Origin of the sequence: Ruminococcus sp., assembly GCF_019417665.1 — a bacterium.
GTDB lineage: Bacteria > Bacillota > Clostridia > Oscillospirales > Ruminococcaceae > Ruminococcus_C.
Genome location: NZ_DXUU01000047.1, coordinates 1 through 20654, shown reverse-complemented (window position 1 = coordinate 20654; position 20654 = coordinate 1). Strand labels below are relative to the sequence as shown.

Here is a 20654-nt window from a genome sequence, read left to right as displayed (position 1 = left end):
CTATTATACCATATTTGTAGCTCAATGGGAAGATTTAATCAGTGTTTCCTTAAGTCTTGCAAACGGAGAGAACCCGAAGGCTTGTCAGAAGTCGGACTGACCCATAGTAGTAATGAAACCTGTGAAAGCGGGCGGAGCAAAGGGGTCAGCAATCAGTTGCTTCTGTTTGTCGAAACATTCTATGCACTATGAGGCAGTATGAAATGCAACCGTAAGCAAACAGATATAGGCAGATGCCGAGACTGATTGAAGAGCCGTATGTGGGAAAACCGCACGTACGGTTCTGTGAGGGGCAGTAGGCAAGCCTTTCACTTGAAATACTTTGAAAGGAGTGTCGAGATTGTCTACTCGACTGAGTTTATGCGAATTTTAATCATAGAAGATGATAAAAAGCAATGCTATCTCCTGCAATTTCAGTTAGAGCAGGAAGGCTATGCCGTTGATGTGTGTTTTGACGGTGCAGAGGCGGATTATTACCTAAGCCAGAATGCCTATGACATTATCCTCCTTGACCGTATGCTGCCAAATAAAGACGGCATCACAATCTTGCAGGAAATGCGTGCCAAACAGAATATGACGCCTGTTATCTTGTTGACAGCGTTGGGAGAGCTTTTGGATAAGATTACAGGGCTTGACAGTGGTGCGGACGACTATCTCGTTAAACCCTTTGAGTTTGGAGAACTGATGGCTCGGATTCGCTGTCTGCTCCGTCGTCCGCCGAATCTTGAGAATTTGAATCAGCTTAAAATCGGCGATGTGATATATAGTCAAGATGCAAATGTGCTCGCAAGTTCCAAAGACAGCTGTACGCTTTCTCAGAAAGAGGGCGAACTTCTGCTGCTATTTCTGCGAAATCCCAATCAGACCTTGCAGAGAAGTACCATTCTTTCAAGAATCTGGGGTGCAGATTATGAAATAGAGGACGGCAATCTGGATAACTATATGTACTTCATCCGCAGACGGCTGAAAAATGTAGGCAGCACACTCAATATCAAGACGATCCGCGGCATTGGTTATCGACTGGAATTAGAAAGTGAGAGCTAAGTTATGTTCAAAAAGGTACATCTTCGGCTGACTCTGCTTTTTACCATTGTCACAACTCTGATTCTGACGATCATGTCGGTATTCTATATGTATACCAGTCATAGAAGCTTATATAAAAACGCACTGCTCAGCTTTCAGAGCGACATCAATACTTTTACAATGAGCTTTGAAAAGAATTCATCTGTATCCTATGACTGGCTTTTAAATCTGCAAAGTAACTATGAATACTTATTCTATCTGTATGACAATGGGATTCCGTTTCGCTTTACCTATGATACGAAAACAGAGTCTGAACAGCAATTGATCGAAGATATCCGTCATTATTATCAGAATAATATCTCACCGCTTACATCGCCTTATATGGCAGTGCATCAGGAATTCTCCTATGAGAAGAACGGAAATGGCTATCATGCAAGCGTCATCACGATTCCGGGAGAAAACGGCTGCAGTGAGATATTTGTGATACATTCTCTTAGCAAGATTGAAACACAGCTTCTTGCGCTGTATTTCAGATTCGGCATTGTAATTATTTTAAGCATTGCGGCTTTGTTTGCATTCTCATGGCTTTATACAAAGAAACTTCTGAAGCCGATTCAGGAGTCACAGGAGAAGCAAGCACAGTTCATTGCGGCAGCATCACATGAAATCAGAAACCCTGTCAATACGATTCTGTCTGCCCTTGGAGCGATGGAAAAGGGTACACCGGAACAGCAAAGAGAATTTGCTGCCATTGCCGGAAAGGAGGGCAAGCGGCTTGCTCGTCTGACAAATGACCTGCTGACACTTGCAAGAAGTGACAATCACAGCTTTCAAACAAGTTTTGGCAGAACGGAACTTGATACGCTTGTACTGGAATGCTATGAAGCATTTTCCGCTCCTGCGAGGGAGAAGAAAATCAAACTTTCTGTAGAACTGCCAGACGACACTCTTGTTGCTGAGTCTGTGGACAGCGAACGAATGAAGCAGGTCATTGCCATTCTGCTTGACAATGCTGTTAGCTATACACCGGAGGGCGGAACTGTAATCCTGAAATGCTCAGAAACTGCAAAAGCGTACTGTATTGAGGTCGTTGATAACGGAATCGGTATTGACGATACTGCAAAGAAACGGATTTTTGACCGTTTCTATCGTGCGGATGATTCACGCACCAGCAAGGCACATTTCGGGCTTGGACTTTCAATTGCAAAGGAAATCGTAGAGCTGCATCATGGTACGATTTTGGTTTCCGATACGAAAGGTGGCGGTTCTACATTCAGGGTAACTTTGCCAAAATAGAACTCGTTCTTATTCTTGCTAATCTCACGATGCGTTAAGCTGATGGACTATTCGATGATTGAAAAATATCTGGACATATAAAAACGAAAAGTACTATAGCGTTAACTGCTACAGTACTTTTCTTATAATTCAACGAACACTATAAAAATAAACGAACTGCACTTGTTCGTTAAACTTTACAATTACCGTTGCAGGCACATATGCGTTAGGGCAAAATAAAAAGACTTCATCGTTCTAGCAACTTCCAAAATGTCACTAAATAGCGTTGTTTTGTGGTATCTATTGTATCAATCTCATAACTGCTTTATCGCCTTCGTTGATCTTTTTCTTTTTCGTAAGAAAATCGGTGGTAAAACTCTTTTGGAGAAGTGCAGAACCCTTGTACTTCTCGTTAGTCAGAATACTTTCAACCGTTGATGCGTACCACTTTTCCTTACCACTCGGAGATAGCACACCACGATTCATCAAAGCTTTTGCAATGCTGTAAGTTGTCATTCCCTCAAGAAAAGAGCGATAAATGAAACGGATGATTTCAGCTTCTTCCGGTACAATTTCAGGCAGACCGTCTTCACCCTTTTTGTAGCCAAGAAAACTGGAGTAGGGGAGTGAAACCTTTCCGTCCGCCATACGCTTGCGGTGTCCCCATGTGACGTTTTCGGAAATGGAACGTGACTCTTCCTGAGCAAGTGAACTCATAATCGTGATGAGCAATTCTCCCTTGCCGTCAAACGTCCAGATCTGTTCTTTTTCAAAATAGCACTCCACATTATGCTCTTTCAGCTTTCGTATTGTAGAAAGGGAATCCACGGTATTTCGAGCAAAACGGCTCACACTTTTGGTGATGATAAGATCAATTTTCCCGTCCAGAGCATCTTTTATCATCTGATTGAAACCATCTCTGTGCTTGGTGTTCGTTGCGGAAATTCCTTCGTCCGTATATACCTTTACAAACTCCCATTCACCGTGTTTTTTGATGTATTTGGTGTAATAATCCACCTGTGCTGCATAGGAAGTCTGCTGTTCTTCTTGTTCTGTAGAAACTCGTGCATATCCTGCGACCTTACGCTTTACGACCGTATCATTTGGCAGGTGCGTCAAAGGATTGATTGTCTGCGGAATCATCGTGACTGTTCGTGCCATTTTCTGCTCCTTTCTCCGGTGGCTTTTTTCATTTCAGGTGTCCAGCTTTCGGAACGTGAACGGTCTTTCCAGTTCGCAGAAACCTCATGTCCGTCAGTGAAAATAAAAGTCAGTTCATTTGGTGCAGGAACAAGAATTTTTATAACTTGATTTTCAAAAATATCTGCATCAAATTTAGATATTTCAAGCACTTCACAACACACAGCGATCAACGTATTTTCGGGAATCTGCTTTGCTGTAGGACAGTATTTTTTACCCTTTGTGTTGTATGTAGCACAGATCCAGACAACGTCAGTTGCCGTTGTTTTTCTACGATAATTCTTACCGCAGCATTGACACTGAATTTTTCCTGTAAACGGATAAACGACAGTAGTTGATTTTTTAGAAGAAAACTGCTCCTGATGCTTTTTCATCAAGTTCTACACTGCAAGAAATACCGTTTTTTCAATAATCGGAGGATGTGCTTCTTCCACATAAAATTTTTTGAACTCACCGTGATTGACCATTTTCCTCTTTGTCAGATGGTTCTCACTGTAGAATTTTTGCAGCATAAGCTCACCGCAGTATTTTTCATTGGTGAGGATTCGCCTGACTGCTTCTGCCGTCCATTCGTTGTCAAATTTGGTGGAAATATGCATTTCATTCAGCATATTTGCAATCGCAAGTTTCCCCATTCCTGACAGATAACTGTTGAAAATCAGCCTGACAATTTCAGCTTCGTCCGGAATAATTTCAAGCACTCCGTCATGATTCCTTTTGTAACCCAGCATCTGCAAACTGCTGACTTTTCCCTGTTCAAAATCCTTGCGGATACGCCATTTCTGATTTTCACTTGCGGACAAACTTTCTTCCTGAGCATAGCTTGCAAGAATACTCAGCATCAACTCTCCATCGGAAGAAAGACTGTGAATTTGCTGTTCCTCAAAATAAACGTCAACGCCTAAATCTTTTAATTCACGAACCGTTTCAAGCAGTGTAACAGTGTTTCTTGCAAATCTTGAAATCGACTTTGTGATGATCAAATTCAGATTTCCAACACGACATTCCGCAAGCATTTTCTGAAAATTTTCACGATTATCCTTAGTGCCTGTCATGGCTTCATCGGCGTAAACACCGCAAAAACGCCATTCAGGATTTTTCTGAATCAGATCGCTGTAATAACTGATCTGTGCGGAAAGAGAATGCAGCATAGCGTCCTTTCCGCTGGAAACTCTGGCATAGGCAGCAACTCGTTTCTGCTTTTTAATTTTTGGAGTATTAAAATTTACTCTCTCCACGATTCTTGCCATAAAATCGCCTCCTGTCAGTGTTACATATTAAATCAGAAGTGCCTGAAAGTCAAGCGATTTCACGATATATGCTGCACAAAGATAAGTTGCATTTTTCGGCGATATTTGACTCGCATTTGTGAAATTCCGATTCAGTGATTGCACCATTTTTCAGCAGTTTTCGGAATAAAATAATCGCCACTTTGTAAGCAGCGATATGCTGTAATCTTTCATTTGTCATTACGGTTCTCCTTTCGGCAGGACTTGCCATAACAGGCTTTGGAACAGTATTTTCTTGCCTTGCTTGGATAAGCGTAAAACGTCTTTTTACAGGTTTCACACTGGCATTCAATCATTGCAGAAGTGCGGTGCGGATGCTTGTTCCACCAGTTGATACGGCATTTATCGGAGCAGTATTTTTTATGGAATAACGGGTTTCCGCATACAGGGCAAAGGTTGGTATTTCGCTTAAAATAAGACTTTATTGTGTTTTCGGAGATTCCCGTTTCAGCGGATATTTTTTTGTAACTGTAACCTTTGCCCCTTAATTTGATGATATGATTTTTCTCAGCGTCAGTCATAAAGCACCTCCCAAATGAAAACGGCTGCCGAACCAAATCGACAGCCGTATATAAAGTTTATTTCATCAATGCATTCACACGTTTCTGAACGGAGTTGTAATCATATCCGGCATTCGTGAGCCTGTTCCTGCGTTCAGCACCGTTACCCCACTTGCCTTGAATGACTTCACGGGCGATTTCATCGATGGACTTCTTTGTAGGATAGACAACATTACCGTTTGCATCGAACACGAAATATCCCGATTTACAAGCCTTTTTCGCATTCTCCAAAGAGGAAAATGCGCCGACCTGCGACTTTGCATCAGACCAGCTTTTGCGAACACGGTAAAGTTGAGTTTCCGATGTAGAAGTAGCGGAATTCATGTAAGCCTGCACCTTTGCTTTGAAAGTCAACCAGTGCGGAAGAATGTACAGCGGACAAGTTTTATACGGATTTTTCGCAGTATTCAGGCAATCCACAGTGCCGGATTTCCCGTCACGGACGTTCAGCCAGTGGGTATGGGTATAGAGATTGTCGATGCTGAGATTGTATTTCTTCAGCAGTGTAGCTGCCAGTTTTGCACAATTATCCTCGGACTTTTTATCTCTATCGTTGTAAGCAGAACTCATAATGCACTCGATGGCAATTGTTCTGCGATTGCCGTTGCCAGAGCCATCAGCGGCGTGCCAGCCGGAGAGATTCAGCGGAAGATTCTGCCACGCACAAACGTTATCAACGTAATAATGAACTCGGACATCGTTCATATTTCCATTGACCGTTGCTCTTGTGTACTGCTCCGCAGGAGTTGTTCCGGATGCTACAGAAATCCACGAGGTATTGTGGATTGTCACACCAATAATTTTGCCCTCCATAGAAGCGGAGGGCATATCGATACGATTGGGATTGTGCTTTGTGAGCAAGTATTCATTGACGGTCAGGCTAACCGCCCCGTCCCCTCTGTCACTTCGTGACATCTCCCCACACTGTGGGGAGTCACCGCCGAGAGTTGTGGTTTTATCGGGTTTTAAGATTGCCATATTATTCTTCCTCCTCGTTGTTTTCAGGATTTGTTTCTTCTTCAATTCTGCCGACTTTGGTCTGCAAAACATCGATTGCTTTCTTGATTGCGGGCGGATACGGGATTCCCATCAAAGACGTATTTTCCACGATGGAAAGTAGCTCATTCAGGCAAAAGCTGATGCAGACTGCATCACGAATGTAGGTCGTGCCGAGCAGAATATCCATTCTCACGGCAACTGCAATAAGCAGCAGTGTGCAGACCTTTTTCGCAAGTCCGAACCAGCCTGCTTTGGAGGAAAGTCCTCCGCTGTCGGTATGTTTGGATTTCTTCATGGCAGCGGTGACAACTCCTGTAAAAAGGTCAATGCCCATGAAGATCACGAGCGTGACCAGTGCGGAGTCCCAGCCACCAAAAATAGCGGCTATGAAGCCACCCACCAGTCCTGCGATTGTACAGATTGTTTCTTTCATTTTCATCAATCCTTTCGTAATTTGGGTATAAAAATACCGTCAGTGGTGTGAACCACGGACGGTTGTTAACAGTTATTCCGTTGTAAAAATCAGGCTTTATCTATACTCCCAAAATGTAAAATCCATTGTATTTCTTCGCTGTATTCAACCATTCAAGGAGCTTTTCAAAATCTGTTGGTTTTACTTCAAGGAGTTCGGTAATGATAGTTTCGATTAATTCAGGTTTATAATAGTTGATTCCAAAAGGGTCTACGGTTCCGATTTCTAAATTATTGTAAACACCGCAGTTAAATATACACCCATACTCCTCTAAAAAAGCATTGATATCATCACCACTTATATACAAAGAATCATCAAACCAATGATTTACGTTGTCTATAGATACGATTGATTGTAATTTTGTCTCTTTCGGCATTTTACAAAACTGCATTTCAAGAAAATCTGAGCCGCCAAATTTTCTTCTTTCAGTCTGTGATGGAAACGAATAAAATATTGAAATCACCCCGCCAAAGCTTAAATTATTATAATCATTATACCACCTCATCCCGAAAAAGTCAATTTAAAACCTGAATGCGTTTTACTATCGGATGCGTATTATTGGAACGTCCAACCCAAGCAAGGAAATATTCGCCGTCAGAAACACCGTCGCATTTCGTAACTGTTGTGATGAAACTCTCCGATTGCAGCCACTTGAAGTTCAGCGATATTACGCCACCTGCATTAATTTGGCTGCTCACATAAATAGTAACGGGAACATCGATTTTCTCCGGCTTTGGCACAAGATACAAACTGCCGTTTTCTGTCGCTCCTGAAAGATAGCTGATCATAATTCCGGATTTCTCTGTCAAAGAAACAGCCTTTGTGCAGACCGTAAGAATCTGTGCGTCCCAGCCGAAATCGTCCTGCGAATAAGACAAAGCATAGTCATTTTCGGCACTGCAAAAGTGCGGATGTTCCGTAACAAAATCCGTCATCATGTGATAATCGCCGTTCAGAATAATGCCGATTTCATGTGCATATACATTCATTGCATTCTGCCCGGAGCAGAAGAGAAAGATAGGGATATTGCCACTTTTCAGAGCATCAATTTGCTTTTGCAGATTCTCAATATTCACCTCAGCCGTTCCGATTCGTGCAACGCTGTTTTCCACTAAATCAGAGTAAACCGTGATTCTCGTGCTGAGTCCGTTTATCTGCGTGCCATAATTATCCCATTTGGTAATTTTTTCAGCGGTAATGCTATTTAACGTCGTTAAATTATGATGCCAATGTGCCTGAGAAATGACAGGTTCAACGGATTCTTTGATCGTCTGAATATCGTATTTGGTGCTGTCCTCAAACTGCTGTAAACCGTCTAACAAAGTCAATTGTTCAGCTGTCAGCATATCCAGAACCGCCATATTTTCATGTGAATGAAGCTCTCTCGTCAGTGGAATCATTGCTTCACGAATGGCAAAGGCTTCATCTGCAAGAGCCTTTTTAGTCGCATAGTCGGACAGCTGAATTTCCGCAAGCTTCCGCTGTTCTTCCAGTGTATAGCTTGCCGTAATTTCATCTAAAACAGACTGGTTTTCATGTTCATGAGACTTTACAGACAGCGGATTTGTAATTTTCTGAATGATGAGTTCAATGGCGGAAGTGGTCGGATATTGCGACATATCCGGAGTTACTCCATCCACGCCATCACGCCCATCTGCTCCGTCTCTGCCATCTTTACCATCAATGCCGTTTTTGCCGTCAACACCATCTTTTCCGGGCTGACCATCCGCACCTTTCAGGCTTTCCAGCCATTCCGCAACTGTTCCCACAAAGCCGTTTTCTTTGGCAATCTCATAAGCAGAAAGTCCGTCTTTGCCATCAATGCCTGTTTTAATTTCAGCAATCTTCTGCAACAACTGCGTGTACAGATCAGGCGTTGGTGGTATGGGTGTATCATCATCGCCAACAAATCCAGATTCACGAATATTTAAAGTAACCGGAACAGTTGTTGCACGGATAGTCATGTCACTTTCAGCGTCATATCCAAAAACGCTCATCTTCACCGCACCTACATGAAGTTCCGCAGGTAAATGACAAGTAGTACCATCAAATCCAAGAACGATACTGTACGTTTCATCACACTGCGAGAACTGCACCACCTTGTGGAACTTCTTCCAGTCACCGTCAAAAACGAATTTCAGATTTACAAATGCGATCTGGTGATTGGCAATGACCTCACGTTCCAGAACTTCGATTTTCTGCTGTTTTACAAGAAATTTCCACATTATTCACGCACCACCCATTCTTTTGTTTCTGTATCGTACTGCATATACCCATCAAGGCATTGAATCTTTGTCAACGGAGTTTCAACTTGACTGTCGTGGCCGTCCCAGTTTGAACGTTTTGTAATGGCATTCCACTCAGAAATAGTACCCTCATAGGTAATAAGCATAAGATTTTCGCAGTAATTGAAACAGCCGCCGACAATCTCTTTTGTACTTTTGGTTATGGTGAAATTCTTCAATTTTAAACAACGCACGAACATTCTGTCACCGATGACTTTGCCGCTGTAACGAACAGTTTCAAGTTTCTGACATTCACCAAACGCCCCTTCTCCAACTGTTGTAACAGATGCAGGAATTGTAACTGATTTTATTGCTGTTCCCGAAAAGGCATACTTTGCAATTTCGGTCACTTTAGATGGAATTGTAATTTCTGTAAGTCCGTAAAGATTCTGATGAACTATATATTCATCAATGTGCGGCATGAATCCATTTCTCTTAATTGTCTTTAGCGATGTTGGAAGAGTTGCCGTTTTCAGATTATTGCAGAAACTAAAGGCAAACTCTCCAATGGATGTAATGCCTTCTGAGATAATCACGGATTTAATTCTGTCGTTATCACAGAATGGAGAGTTGTTTCCGCTTGTTTCGATTGAACTTGCGTAGTCATACATTGTTCCGGTGCCCTTGAGAATCAGCTTGCCGTCAGAGTAGAGAACGTAATTGATGTCATTACCGCATTTGCCGATTGAAACCACATCTCCCGTAATTTCATCAACCTTTGCTGTCAGTTCTGACACCTGGTTAGTCAGCTGAATAATTGTTGTATTGTAGTTTTTCATCTGCTCTGTGATTTCAGCAAGCTGTGACATCATATCTGTGACCTTGCATTTACCGAGAATACAGCGGACATAACCACAATAGGTTGAATTTTCTCTGTAGTCTGTCACTTTGATTTCTGTCGCACCTGCATCAATTCTGATTGCACAAATTGTAAGATATGTTTTGGTTTCTGTATCCTTGAACCTTGGAATTGACGGTGATGTTGCAGGAGTACCGGCAAGAATCTCAAATTCTATCTTACGATAGTTTTCACCGGTGTTGCAGCATATACCAACTGACAAATATCTGCCCAGGGATTCATTCACATAGCTTGATAAATCAAAGGTATATGGAGTATCGGAAAGGAAATAGTGTCCGTTAATCCATGCCTTGCCGCTGCCAATAGTTAACTTTAACTTGTTTGCAATCAGCTTGAAGCACTGACCATAGTTGTCCTGAATGCCGTTGCAGATGATACTGCCAAGATAATCGCAGAAGTTCTCAGCAGTATATGTTCTGTCAAGATTCTTTGCATTGAAAAATCCATATGAAAATGCCATAAGCTATACCTCCTTGAATGTCGGCGTAAGATTTCTGCCGTTCCGGTCGAAACTCTCAATCATACCGATAAGCTGTATTTTATTCTGCCGCAGACCAAATCTGCGGTGTTCTACTGTAACATAATCGCCGACAAAGTAGTCCTTGCTATACTGAAACTGCGTAGATTGTACAGCAATCTGCGATTCTGATGCAGTCAGTGGAAGAACAATACTTTGTTTTCCTTTTTCTTTCAGCAGTTCAATATACTCTGCCTCCGGTATCGGCTTTGTTTCGCCGTTTTCTTGTTCTTCATCTGACATATCCTTTGCGTCAACATACACTTCATAGCGGTCAAGGTGTGCTGGCTCTGAACCATTGAAATATGTTGTACGTTTTCTTTCTTCTCCTTCGCCTTTACCCAATATGTATGCAAAGTTTTTTTGAACAGATATATCTGTTGCATAAGAAAATGAAAGCAAATTGTTATATCCGTTAGAGAAAACAATATGGGGATTATCCGACTGCATGATACTTCTGTCAGAGCCTTGTGAGAGTTCAAGTATCATTTCATACTGTTTATCAGTCTTTTTTGAAAGACGGATATTCGCAGTACCACCGATTTTCTCACAAATGGTATACACCCATCGCATAAGGTTATCATAGCTGATTTGAAGTTTTGTTTTCTGTTCCCAGCAAGAACCTGTTGCAGTTCCGAAAGAAAGACCGGGGATTCTTCTCACACCGGATACAACAGCATTAAACAAAACAACCGATTTTATTATGTCGGAATATGAAGTTTCCTTTGTGAAATTCACAGTCGGATAGATTATTCTGCGTTCAAGCAGACACATTAAAAAACGACCTCTCACAATGAGATAGTCGCCGTCCTCTGCATCTGTCTGTATTTCAACGGATTCAATCAGTCCATAGTGTTCATTATCATCGTCACGCCCGACAATCCTGCCTGTCTGGAAGATTTCAATATTCTGAGGACTGGCAGCAATGTACACCTCAAAAGCACCGCAGGAATAGTATTCAACGTCCCACAAAAGAGAAGAAAAGCTGTCGCATATTGCTTCAAGGATTATGGAAAGTTTATCCTCCACAGGAATCATATTGTATATTTCAATCTGCATTTCTCACACTCCCAAGTACGCATTTCGGTGTATAAGACGAACTTTCAGTTCTGAAAGTCCATCAGATGCACGGACATAAAATTTGTTTTCGCCGGTTCTTAATGTCAGCCATGTTGAACCGCTGACAAGCCTGTTTATGATATTTGTAACAACGCCCTCACGCTCCAAAGTAACAGTTTTATTGCCTGTTTTCGTTGTTATGGTGATGATGTCACCATCTTTGAGTTCACCGAGAATCTGCATATATTCATCGGTTACGGCGTTGTAAATCGTAGGGTTCTTTGCAGGTCCTCCGCTGATTTCAAGAGTAAAGCCGACCTCATCACCGTCATTTACAATGGTCATAATGTTCTGCGTGTTATACTTGCCAATCGGAAAAGGCTCGTCATTATCGGGGAAAATGAAGTGAAATGCTCCGGTAATTCTTGAATATTCAGCTATCTGCGTTTTGGTTGAATACCAATAAATATCGGGGCAGATGATGGGAATTTGACCCTTTGTCAGCGTCTCGAAGTTCTCCATTTCGCACGTCTCCACGATTCCCTCGGCATATACAGAAATATTTTTTGTGGAGTAATATATTTTGATGTAGCGTGAGGGCTTGACCACTTTGTACAGCTCATGCCGTCTTTTTTCTACACCAAATCCACGCATTTCAAAAGGAATGACCACATTCCGCTTTTCAATAAAAGCATTGTTCAGATAGCTTCCGTCCATGCCTGCATAGCTGGAGGTGCTTATTGTACCGGACGGCGGATTCAGACCTTCTATTTTGGCGAACATAAATCGGTTTGCTGTCTGCGAGAAATCAATTTGTTGACCTGTTTCGTTTTCTAAAATTAAGATGAATCGCATGGGACAAGACCTCCTTTCGCTAAATTGACTTCTTAGGCAAAATGTGGTATACTGGACTTAAACAAATCGTACTTTGGAGGATAAACAATGTTGATAGATTTTAACACAATGAAGAAAATTACCGTTTCCGGAATGAATAACGGAACAGGAAGTATGACTGCTAAGATGTATTTGGATGAACAAGGAAAGATAATCCCATGTACTATTCATTCAGGAGGTTCGATTGGACTTCATCAGCATAAAACAAGTGATGACATCAATTATATTCTTTCTGGAACTGGCAAGTCAATATGTGATGGCAAGGAAGAATTGCTGAGTGCTGGCTGCTGCCATATCTGTAAAAAGGGTTCTGAACACAGTATTATCAATACAGGCGAGGATGATTTGGTACTGTTAACTATTGTGGTTGAACGTTAATTTTCAATTTATCAAACCAATCACACTTTTAGTGCATTCCTCGTCTGCCTGTAAATCTCCAGCCGTGACAGTGATTTTGGGCTATGATTGGTCTGATTCACTGTACGGCTGTTGTCATTATTGTAGTAGTTATTCACAACGGAACTTTCAGAAGAGCCATTCATAATAGCCCCTGTCATTCCGTCAAGTTTGTAGTTTAGCTCAGTACCCAGCGAAAGTTTCATAGTATCAGCAACACCGGATACCGCCTTTGCCACAACCTTTTTACTTTTCTTAATGCCGTCAGCAAGTCCCTGCATGAAGTCGGGCATCCAGCTTTCGTATTCAGTAAGAGGACCTACATCCGGTACAGAGAAGTGCAGATAACTTCTGATTGTATCGGCTACATCTGTACAGGCATCGGAAATCCAGTTGATGCAACTTCTTATACCGTCAACAATACCACTGATAATATCCGAACCCCAGCTGAACGCATCACTCGCCAATCCTTTTACAAAGTTTACAGCCTTATCAAATCCACCCTTTATTGTATCGTAAATACCGCTGATTGTGTTGGAGATTCCGGACTTTATTCCGTTCCATATGCTTGTTACAGTTGATTTGATGGTATTCATCACAGATGAAATCGTAGAGGAAATACTGTTCCATACAGAAGAAATAGTGTTTTTGATTCCATTTACAACGCTTGAAATTGCATTACTGATTGCATTCCATATTGATGAAAATACAGATTTGATTGTATTCATCACACCCGAAATAAAGCCTGAAATTGCATTCCATACACTTAATATGGTATTTGATATCGCACTCAGAGTCGTGGAAATCGCCGTCTTGATTGCATTCCAGATAGTTTCAAAGAATGACTTTATGCCCTCAAGCAGAGGTGTTATGAACTCGACGATCGCATTCCAAATCGCCTGTATCTTTTCAGAAATCCAGTCCATTGCGCTGCTGATAATAATCCATATAGCCTGAAAGATAGTTTCAAACAGATACTTCACCGATTCAATCAGCGGAGAGATAAACTCATATATCGCATTCCATATACTTGAAATCGTATTGTAAATTGTTGTGCATACCGTTGAGATAACCGTCCATATAGCATTGAAAATGGTAGAGAAGAAATCGTGTATACTTGTCAGAATTCCCGCAAAGAAGTTATAAACTGAAGTGAATATCGTAACAGCCGTATTGTAAATCGTGGTTATGATGCCTGTGAAGAATGTTGAAATCGCATTCCATGTGTTAACAAAAAAGTCCCTTACTGATGTAAACGCAGCACAGATATTATTCCAGATCCCAATGAAGAAATCCTTGATTGCTGTCCATACCTCGTTCCATGAAGTACCAAACCACCCAAGGAATACGTCTGCAATGCCTTTCAGCGTGTTGACAATATTCGTGAAACTGTTTTTGATGAAGTCACATATACCAATAAAAATGCCTTTAACGCCGTTCCACATCTGCTCCCAGTCACCAGTGAAAAGTCCAATGAAAATATCCAGAATGCCGAGAATCACATCAACAATTACATCAAAAGTTTCTGCAATATAGGTGAAAACACCCTCGAACCAAGGGGCAAGAATATCACACAAGCCCTGCCATATTGACCTCACCAAGTCGCCGAAATCCTCAAAATTAAAGCCAAGGGCGTTCAGTCTATCAACGATGCCGGAAGTGAGATTTTCAAAAGTCGCCTTGATTTTCTCCCATGTTGCGAGAATGTTGTCTCGGAAGCCCTCATTTGTTTTCCACAAATGCACAAACGCTGCCACCAGTGCCGCAATCGCCGCAACGACAGCAATAACAGGAGCAGAAATTCCGCCAATCGCACCGCTGAGTGTGGCAAATGCAGTTTTCGCACCTGCAATCATCGTGGGAACGTTGGAGATGAACTGCATCAAAGTTCCGACCGTAGAAATCGTTTTGCCCACAACGATGAGCAGAGGCCCTAACGCCGCCGCAATCAATGCAATTTTGATAATCGTTTCTTTTGTGGCAGGATCCATTGCGTTGAGCTTGTCAACAAGTGCCTGAATTTTACTTACAATGGCTCTGATTGCAGGCATCAGAATTTCACCAAATGAAATAGCAAGCTCCTCAAGCTGAGATTTCAGGATAGTCAGCTGACCGCCGAGGTTATCCTGCATGGTTTCAGCCATAGAAAGTGAAGTTCCATCGCAATTTTCAATCGCTCCCGACAGCTTTTCAATGTCGGCAGGTGCGGCATTCATCAATGCAAGGAAGCCTGACATGGCGTTTTTGCCAACCAGTGATTGTGCCGCACTTGCTTTTTCAGACTCCGACATCTGGTCAAAAGCGACTCGGCAATCTGCCAATATATCGGACAATTCACGCATCGAACCGTCAGAATTGGTCGTTGCAATTTTCATTTCACCGAAAGCGTCAGAGCAGAATTTACTATGACGAAGAATGAAAAGCTATTATTTCTGATAAAATACTTGTTATCGGAGAATTTACGATATCAAAATATGGAGATACCGACGGATGAAACAGAACGATTCCGATTATTCCGCAGTCTTGCCAATATCCGCTCGCCAAAGCTAATATCAGAAGATTTTCTGAGAGTGCAGGACGCTTATTTGCAGGAGGAAACTGCACACAAAGGTATTACAGATATTGCGGATTTACAGCCGATTTCAGGAAATATTTATCTATGGAAAGGTGACATCACCACGCTGAAATGCGGTGCAATTGTCAATGCGGCAAATTCGCAGATGCTGGGTTGCTTTCAGCCGTGTCATAGCTGCATTGATAATGCAATTCATACATTCGCAGGGGTTCAGCTTCGTTTGAAATGTGCGGAAATCATGCGGAATCAGGGATATGAAGAACCCACAGGACAGGCAAAAATTACATCTGCCTATAACCTCCCATGCAATTATGTGATTCATACGGTTGGACCTATCGTGCAGGGTAAACTGACGAAAAAACACTGTGAATTGCTGGAAAGCTGTTATCGTTCGTGTCTTGAAATTGCGGTGCAGAATAAAATCAAAAGTATTGCATTCTGCTGTATTTCCACAGGCGTGTTCGGATTTCCGCAGAAAGAGGCGGCGGCGATCGTAGTCAGAACGGTTCGAAATTTTCAGAAATCTCACGAAATCAAGGTGATATTCAATGTTTTTAAAGAGAGCGATGACGAAATCTACAGGCAGTTACTGGGATGGTATTGAACAGCTGAAACATCAAATCAAAACGGCTGATGCTATTGTAATCGGTGCAGGTGCAGGACTTTCCACAGCTGCCGGATTCACATATTCCGGGGAACGTTTTCAGAAATATTTTGCTGATTTCATCGAAAAATATCATTTCAGAGATATGTATTCCGGCGGATTTTATCCCTTTGAAACACTGGAAGAGCATTGGACATATTGGTCGAGATATATTGATATCAACCGCTATATGGACGTTCCAAACGATACTTACAAAAGACTTTTAAAACTTGTAAAAGACAAGGATTATTTTGTACTGACGACAAATGTGGATCATCAGTTTCAGAAAGCAGGATTTGACAAGTATAGGTTGTTTTACACGCAGGGAGATTATGGATTGTTCCAGTGTGCAGAGCCATGCCATAACGTCACCTATGATAATGAAGAGGTGATTCGCAGAATGGTTTCAGAACAGAAGAATATGCGGATTCCATCTGAACTTGTTCCGAAGTGTCCGAAGTGCGGTAAGCCTATGACCATAAATCTCCGCTGTGATGATACGTTTATACAGGATGAAGGTTGGTACAGGGCAAGCGAGAGGTACAGCGATTTTTTACGCCGTCATAAAAATGCAGACGTTCTGTTTCTGGAACTGGGCGTGGGATTCAATACGCCTGTCATTATCAAGTATCCGTTCTGGCAAATGACTGCAAAAAATCCGAATGCGTTTTATGCTTGTGTTAATTTTAATGAAGCATTTTGTCCGGAAGAATTGAAAGGCAAATCAATTTGTATCAATAGAGATATTGTAGAAGTGCTTCGAGATATGGTATAACATATTGGATGATGCGTATGTGCGAGGAAGCATTGGAATGGCATAAAAAACGGCAGAGCTTTGCGTAAATAGCAATAGCACTGCCGTGTTTTTTTAGTTTATATGGAATTGAAGAAATCAAACAACGCCCTCAACAATCGTTCTTCCGTTCAGTTCGATCGTGTGTATACCGCTTTGCTTATTTTTATTGAAATTAAAACTGAGTAGATAGCCCTTATCGATATGATAATAGTCCAGATATTCGGACAATTGTTTCTCGCCTTGCGTGTTGTATTCATCGCCATGCCAGATTTTCAATTCGATGATATATTGTTTTCCGAGATAGTCAACGATCACATCTGTACGTCTTTGATCACGAGTTTGTGCTTCGATATAATAGTTTCCTGTGCCGTTTATGATTGGTCTGAGATATAAAAGGAATAGCTTTCTGCCGTCATCTTCTTTGAATTTGTCAGGCTGTGAACCATAAATATCGTTGAAGTGCAGAATGAACTTTTCAAGAATAAGCTCCATGTTCAATTGATTGCCTGATATGAACTGGGATTTGTCATTGACGCCTTCTGCGAAGATCAGGCTGTCTGTTGTTTCAAGAGAAATGAACCAGTTATAAATTCTCACTTCAAAAACACGGTTTGATACAGCAATTAAGCCATGTTCATTTTTTACAAATCCGTACATGAACGCATCATCAATAGTCGCATCGTCCGGATTGTACGGGATTTTTTGTCCTTTAAATAGAATTCCGTGCATCAACTTGCGAAGGGATTCGTTATCTTCTAATTTCCCAATCAGCGATTCGAATAGTGGCGTTTTCTTTATGAGAAGCTGTTTGTTAGCTTCAATTATTCCGTGACTGCTCCAATCTGATAATTCATCCATGCTTTTACAGAACTCAGCAACAAGCACCGGATAACCCGAGGTATAATCATAAATCAATTGAGAAATTTTGGGGATATCCATTCCGGTACGATGATCGTTCTCGTAATCATTCAGCATCCCTGCAATGTCATTGGGTGAAAAACTCATATCCACCTCGAAAGGAGATGCAATATTCCACGGACTGTTATGTTTGTGTTCTGCATCAGGACGGATTTTTTGTCTGAGATTTCTTATATCATGCACTCCGGCAAGGATAACGGAGTGGAAGGTTGGGGTGTCATGGCGATCAAGATAATAACCTCTCATTTGTGCCAGGAAATCCAAGAAAACTTGATTATTGCTTGCACTGTCAACTTCATCGATCACAAGAACAATCTTTTGTTTAGCAGAAGAACAAATTTCGCTGATTCCTTGAAATAAACGCACAAGCCCATACCGTTCTTTCCAAATATCTATTTGTGTTAGCAGAGTTTGAGCAATTTCCATATCTATAGTTTTTATCTTTTTCAAAGCTGCAACAAATATATGTGCAAAAGATATGGAAAAATTGTTTTCATCCTTGAAATCTAACTCACTCATATCCTTTTGAAAGTCGAAACTAATTACAGTATAATCATCCTGCAAATATTTTTTCAACGCTTTTAGCGTTGTAGTCTTTCCATACTGTCTTCCACGGTTGATAACAAAATATTTTCCAGCATCAACCATTCTTTTGATTTCTGCCAGTCTGCTATCCAGATTTACCATATAATGTTCCTGCGGATTGCAGGCTCCTGTGATATTAAAATAGCGTTTCATATGCTCACCTCACATTCCTTTTATTTTAGTATACCATATCTGCGACTAAAAAGCAACTGAAATTTCGTTTGATAATTTAAAATGTTTCGTTTGATAATTTAAAATGTGAGGTGGAATGGTGACTGCAAAATTTATGAATTCTGGCAAGCAATCGTTTGTAAAAATTCATAAGTCTTGTGGTTTATCAAAAAGGTGCAAATTGCACCCTTTTGCATCCCTGAAAGTTTAGGGTGCATTGTATCATTATAAGAAATAACAACTATATTCAGCAAATAAAACTGGTGTAAAGCTTCGAATGCAGCCATGTTAGGAAAGTAAAAAAAGTTATTTTTGCTACGAAAAAGCTTTTATCTACTTATCACTCCATAATTGGTGAGTAGTTAAACAAAATCCCTTCAGATTAAATTGAAGGGATTTCATGTTATCAGTGTAATTGATTAAAAGCCCGCTTTTGTCAGTTCGTCCATAAATGCAGGTTTACGTCGATACAGTTCCCGAAAATCCGATGCAATTTGTTTAGCAAGCCTTGCATCACATTTCATAGAAAAAATTTTCAGTTTTTCACAAAGAACTGCATATTCAGAACGATTGGAAGCCCGTGCTCCCTCATTTCGGATATACTGTTCATAAAGATTTTTACTCTGATCTTTAAATTCAGTTGCTTTGAGCTTTTCATAATAGTAAGTGATTTTAGTAGGAGATTTACAGCAAAGCTGATAGAGCCTGTCACTCATATTCTCATGGGAAATGATATATTCGTAGGAGTAATTTTTCGGTTCATTCAGCAGACGTGTGATTTCTTTATTGCGATTTTCCTTGGGAATAAGTGATTTCCATTCTTTATAATAATCAGTCTTACCATCTTTTATCAGAATATAACAAATATCAGTCAGCTTTTGAGCATCTCCTGAAAGCTTATAAATATCATGAAGTAAATAATGCCAAGTTGAAACAGATGAAAATCTTGAATGTTCTGAAGCGATACCATCCAGTGCAAGCTGTTCAGCGTCTGCATAATTTTTGGATTTTATTGCTCGTTCAATTGCCATACGTCTGAAATCAGGGTTGTCAATATGGGCGTTGATAAAATCTGCAATTTCAGCTTTTTTTCCATATTGCTTGAGAATTGAAAAACGCTGTTCGTCGATCCTCTTTTTTCTGTATTCATCGGCAGACATCTGACGAAAAATCAGTACTTCATCAAGCTTTTGTCTGTATTCCGGAAATCTGCATAATTGCATTAACGATGGAAAGAAACGCTCTTCTCCATCTATGTGAAAATCCCCGTGCCAATGTTTCAGCAGACATTCCCAGGCAGATGCGATGTCGGTTTGATTTTCACTGTTTAGAATCTCCGTTACAGCAGTTTCCATGTAGGATGAACATTCGTCTATTGTTTCAAACAGTTCCCATGATTCTTCATCATAACCTGAATTACAGTCATCTTCAATATCGGTTTCGAGCATAGTGATAATTTCAGTGTAAATCTTTATTTTATCCATATAAGAAGCCAGTTTTTCTGTTTTTTTAATCAGCAGGTCGCCAGCTTTTAATACATCTTCAATATCAGAACGTCCCTTGAAATATGTATCGGAAATATGCTTGAAATCTGAAATAATACTGTTTGAGTCAGAACTATCTGAAAGCTTCATTTTCAGATAATTTCCAAAACTTTTATCTTTCTTTGCGTGTTCAAGTATGATTTTCACAAGTTGGTCAGGACTGCATTTTCCTAATAATTGCGGGAGACTTGATTGCTTTACAGAAGATTGAATGATTCTTGAATTTTTGTCACGCAAAGCGTATAAAACCGCTGCCTCATGTTTACAGTATTCACCCATATCGTAAGGGCAGTCGCAGTTGATATCATAAATTTCTCCGTCTTTATTCATTTCCACTATAACTTCATAGATTTCGCTACCCTCAACATCAGCGGTATATTCATTATCAGCAACTTTCTCAATTGACAGCACGGCACCGTCATGATAATAATTCTTTCCTCTTTTCAGGATTTTCGTATCAAAATATTCTTCAAAGTTTTTCAGATTCATCAGACTTTGCTCCTTTGTGTATATCAAGTTCGCTCTTAGCGTTGGAAGCTTTAGGGACACGCTGAATAAAAGCGATAGTTGAAAAAAACCGCACCAATCATTATG

Annotated in this window: 18 protein-coding genes and 1 pseudogene; 5 read left to right on the top strand and 14 right to left on the bottom strand. The window is 40.8% G+C overall.

The window, feature by feature from the left end; genetic code table 11:
• Positions 1 to 360: 360 nt before the first annotated feature.
• Positions 361 to 1044, top strand: a complete 684-nt coding sequence (locus tag QZ375_RS11230; RefSeq protein WP_295219191.1) for a response regulator transcription factor — start codon at positions 361 to 363, stop codon at positions 1042 to 1044.
• A gap of 3 nt (positions 1045 to 1047) precedes the next feature.
• Positions 1048 to 2319: an ATP-binding protein gene (locus tag QZ375_RS11225; protein WP_295219189.1), complete on the top strand. Its 1272-nt coding sequence runs from the start codon at positions 1048 to 1050 to the stop codon at positions 2317 to 2319.
• 306 nt (positions 2320 to 2625) lie between these two features.
• On the opposite strand, the pseudogene QZ375_RS11220 reads toward QZ375_RS11225, so the two are convergent.
• The 11 genes and pseudogenes from QZ375_RS11220 to QZ375_RS11170 all read right to left on the bottom strand — a co-directional run.
• Positions 2626 to 3459: pseudogene (locus QZ375_RS11220) on the bottom strand (recombinase family protein); the annotation flags it as partial.
• Entirely contained in the window at positions 3438 to 3872 is a 435-nt protein-coding gene (locus tag QZ375_RS11215) for a zinc ribbon domain-containing protein (RefSeq protein WP_295219187.1), read from the bottom strand. The pseudogene QZ375_RS11220 and the gene QZ375_RS11215, both read right to left, overlap by 22 nt.
• Before the next feature lie 6 nt (positions 3873 to 3878).
• Positions 3879 to 4748: a recombinase family protein gene (locus tag QZ375_RS11210; protein ID WP_295219184.1), complete on the bottom strand. Its 870-nt coding sequence runs from the start codon at positions 4746 to 4748 to the stop codon at positions 3879 to 3881.
• Positions 4749 to 4797: 49 nt separating this feature from the next.
• Positions 4798 to 4968, bottom strand: a complete 171-nt coding sequence (locus tag QZ375_RS11205; protein ID WP_295219180.1) for an SHOCT domain-containing protein — start codon at positions 4966 to 4968, stop codon at positions 4798 to 4800.
• A 397-nt stretch (positions 4969 to 5365) separates the two neighbouring features.
• Positions 5366 to 6325, bottom strand: coding sequence for an N-acetylmuramoyl-L-alanine amidase (locus QZ375_RS11200; protein ID WP_295219177.1), 960 nt, complete (start codon positions 6323 to 6325; stop codon positions 5366 to 5368).
• A gap of 1 nt (position 6326) precedes the next feature.
• Positions 6327 to 6779, bottom strand: coding sequence for a phage holin family protein (locus QZ375_RS11195; protein WP_295219174.1), 453 nt, complete (start codon positions 6777 to 6779; stop codon positions 6327 to 6329).
• A 100-nt stretch (positions 6780 to 6879) separates the two neighbouring features.
• Positions 6880 to 7323 (bottom strand): hypothetical protein, encoded by a 444-nt coding sequence (locus tag QZ375_RS11190; protein WP_295219170.1) that lies wholly within the window; start codon positions 7321 to 7323, stop codon positions 6880 to 6882.
• Positions 7324 to 7333: 10 nt separating this feature from the next.
• Positions 7334 to 9043 carry a hypothetical protein gene (locus QZ375_RS11185; protein ID WP_295219167.1) on the bottom strand — a complete coding sequence of 570 codons (1710 nt, stop codon included), beginning with the start codon at positions 9041 to 9043 and terminating at the stop codon, positions 7334 to 7336.
• Entirely contained in the window at positions 9043 to 10422 is a 1380-nt protein-coding gene (locus tag QZ375_RS11180; RefSeq protein ID WP_295219164.1) for a leucine-rich repeat domain-containing protein, read from the bottom strand. Before QZ375_RS11180 ends, QZ375_RS11185 begins: the two co-directional genes overlap by 1 nt.
• A gap of 3 nt (positions 10423 to 10425) precedes the next feature.
• Positions 10426 to 11538, bottom strand: coding sequence for a siphovirus ReqiPepy6 Gp37-like family protein (locus tag QZ375_RS11175; protein WP_295219161.1), 1113 nt, complete (start codon positions 11536 to 11538; stop codon positions 10426 to 10428).
• Between the two features lie 3 nt (positions 11539 to 11541).
• Positions 11542 to 12393, bottom strand: a complete 852-nt coding sequence (locus tag QZ375_RS11170) for a phage tail domain-containing protein (protein ID WP_295219159.1) — start codon at positions 12391 to 12393, stop codon at positions 11542 to 11544.
• An 87-nt stretch (positions 12394 to 12480) separates the two neighbouring features.
• Here QZ375_RS11170 and QZ375_RS11165 point away from each other — a divergent pair, with 87 nt between their 5' ends.
• The gene (locus QZ375_RS11165) at positions 12481 to 12810 is read left to right on the top strand and encodes a cupin domain-containing protein (RefSeq protein ID WP_295219156.1); all 330 of its coding nucleotides are present in this window, start codon (positions 12481 to 12483) and stop codon (positions 12808 to 12810) included.
• Between the two features lie 20 nt (positions 12811 to 12830).
• Here the strand turns inward: QZ375_RS11165 and QZ375_RS11160 are convergent, their stop codons facing one another.
• A complete protein-coding gene (locus QZ375_RS11160) occupies positions 12831 to 15245 on the bottom strand; it encodes a phage tail tape measure protein (RefSeq protein ID WP_365728961.1) in 2415 nt (804 codons plus the stop codon).
• Here QZ375_RS11160 and QZ375_RS11155 point away from each other — a divergent pair.
• Both QZ375_RS11155 and QZ375_RS11150 read left to right on the top strand, forming a co-directional pair.
• Entirely contained in the window at positions 15234 to 16007 is a 774-nt protein-coding gene (locus QZ375_RS11155) for a protein-ADP-ribose hydrolase (protein ID WP_295219152.1), read from the top strand. The genes QZ375_RS11160 and QZ375_RS11155 overlap by 12 nt on opposite strands.
• Entirely contained in the window at positions 15952 to 16821 is an 870-nt protein-coding gene (locus tag QZ375_RS11150) for a Sir2 family NAD-dependent protein deacetylase (protein ID WP_295219150.1), read from the top strand. The genes QZ375_RS11155 and QZ375_RS11150 overlap by 56 nt, the downstream gene beginning before the upstream one ends.
• A 117-nt stretch (positions 16822 to 16938) precedes the next feature.
• Here the strand turns inward: QZ375_RS11150 and QZ375_RS11145 are convergent, their stop codons facing one another.
• Positions 16939 to 18498, bottom strand: a complete 1560-nt coding sequence (locus tag QZ375_RS11145) for an ATP-binding protein (protein WP_295219148.1) — start codon at positions 18496 to 18498, stop codon at positions 16939 to 16941.
• Between the two features lie 437 nt (positions 18499 to 18935).
• Positions 18936 to 20549, bottom strand: a complete 1614-nt coding sequence (locus QZ375_RS11140) for an SWIM zinc finger family protein (protein ID WP_295219146.1) — start codon at positions 20547 to 20549, stop codon at positions 18936 to 18938.
• Positions 20550 to 20654: the final 105 nt, after the last annotated feature.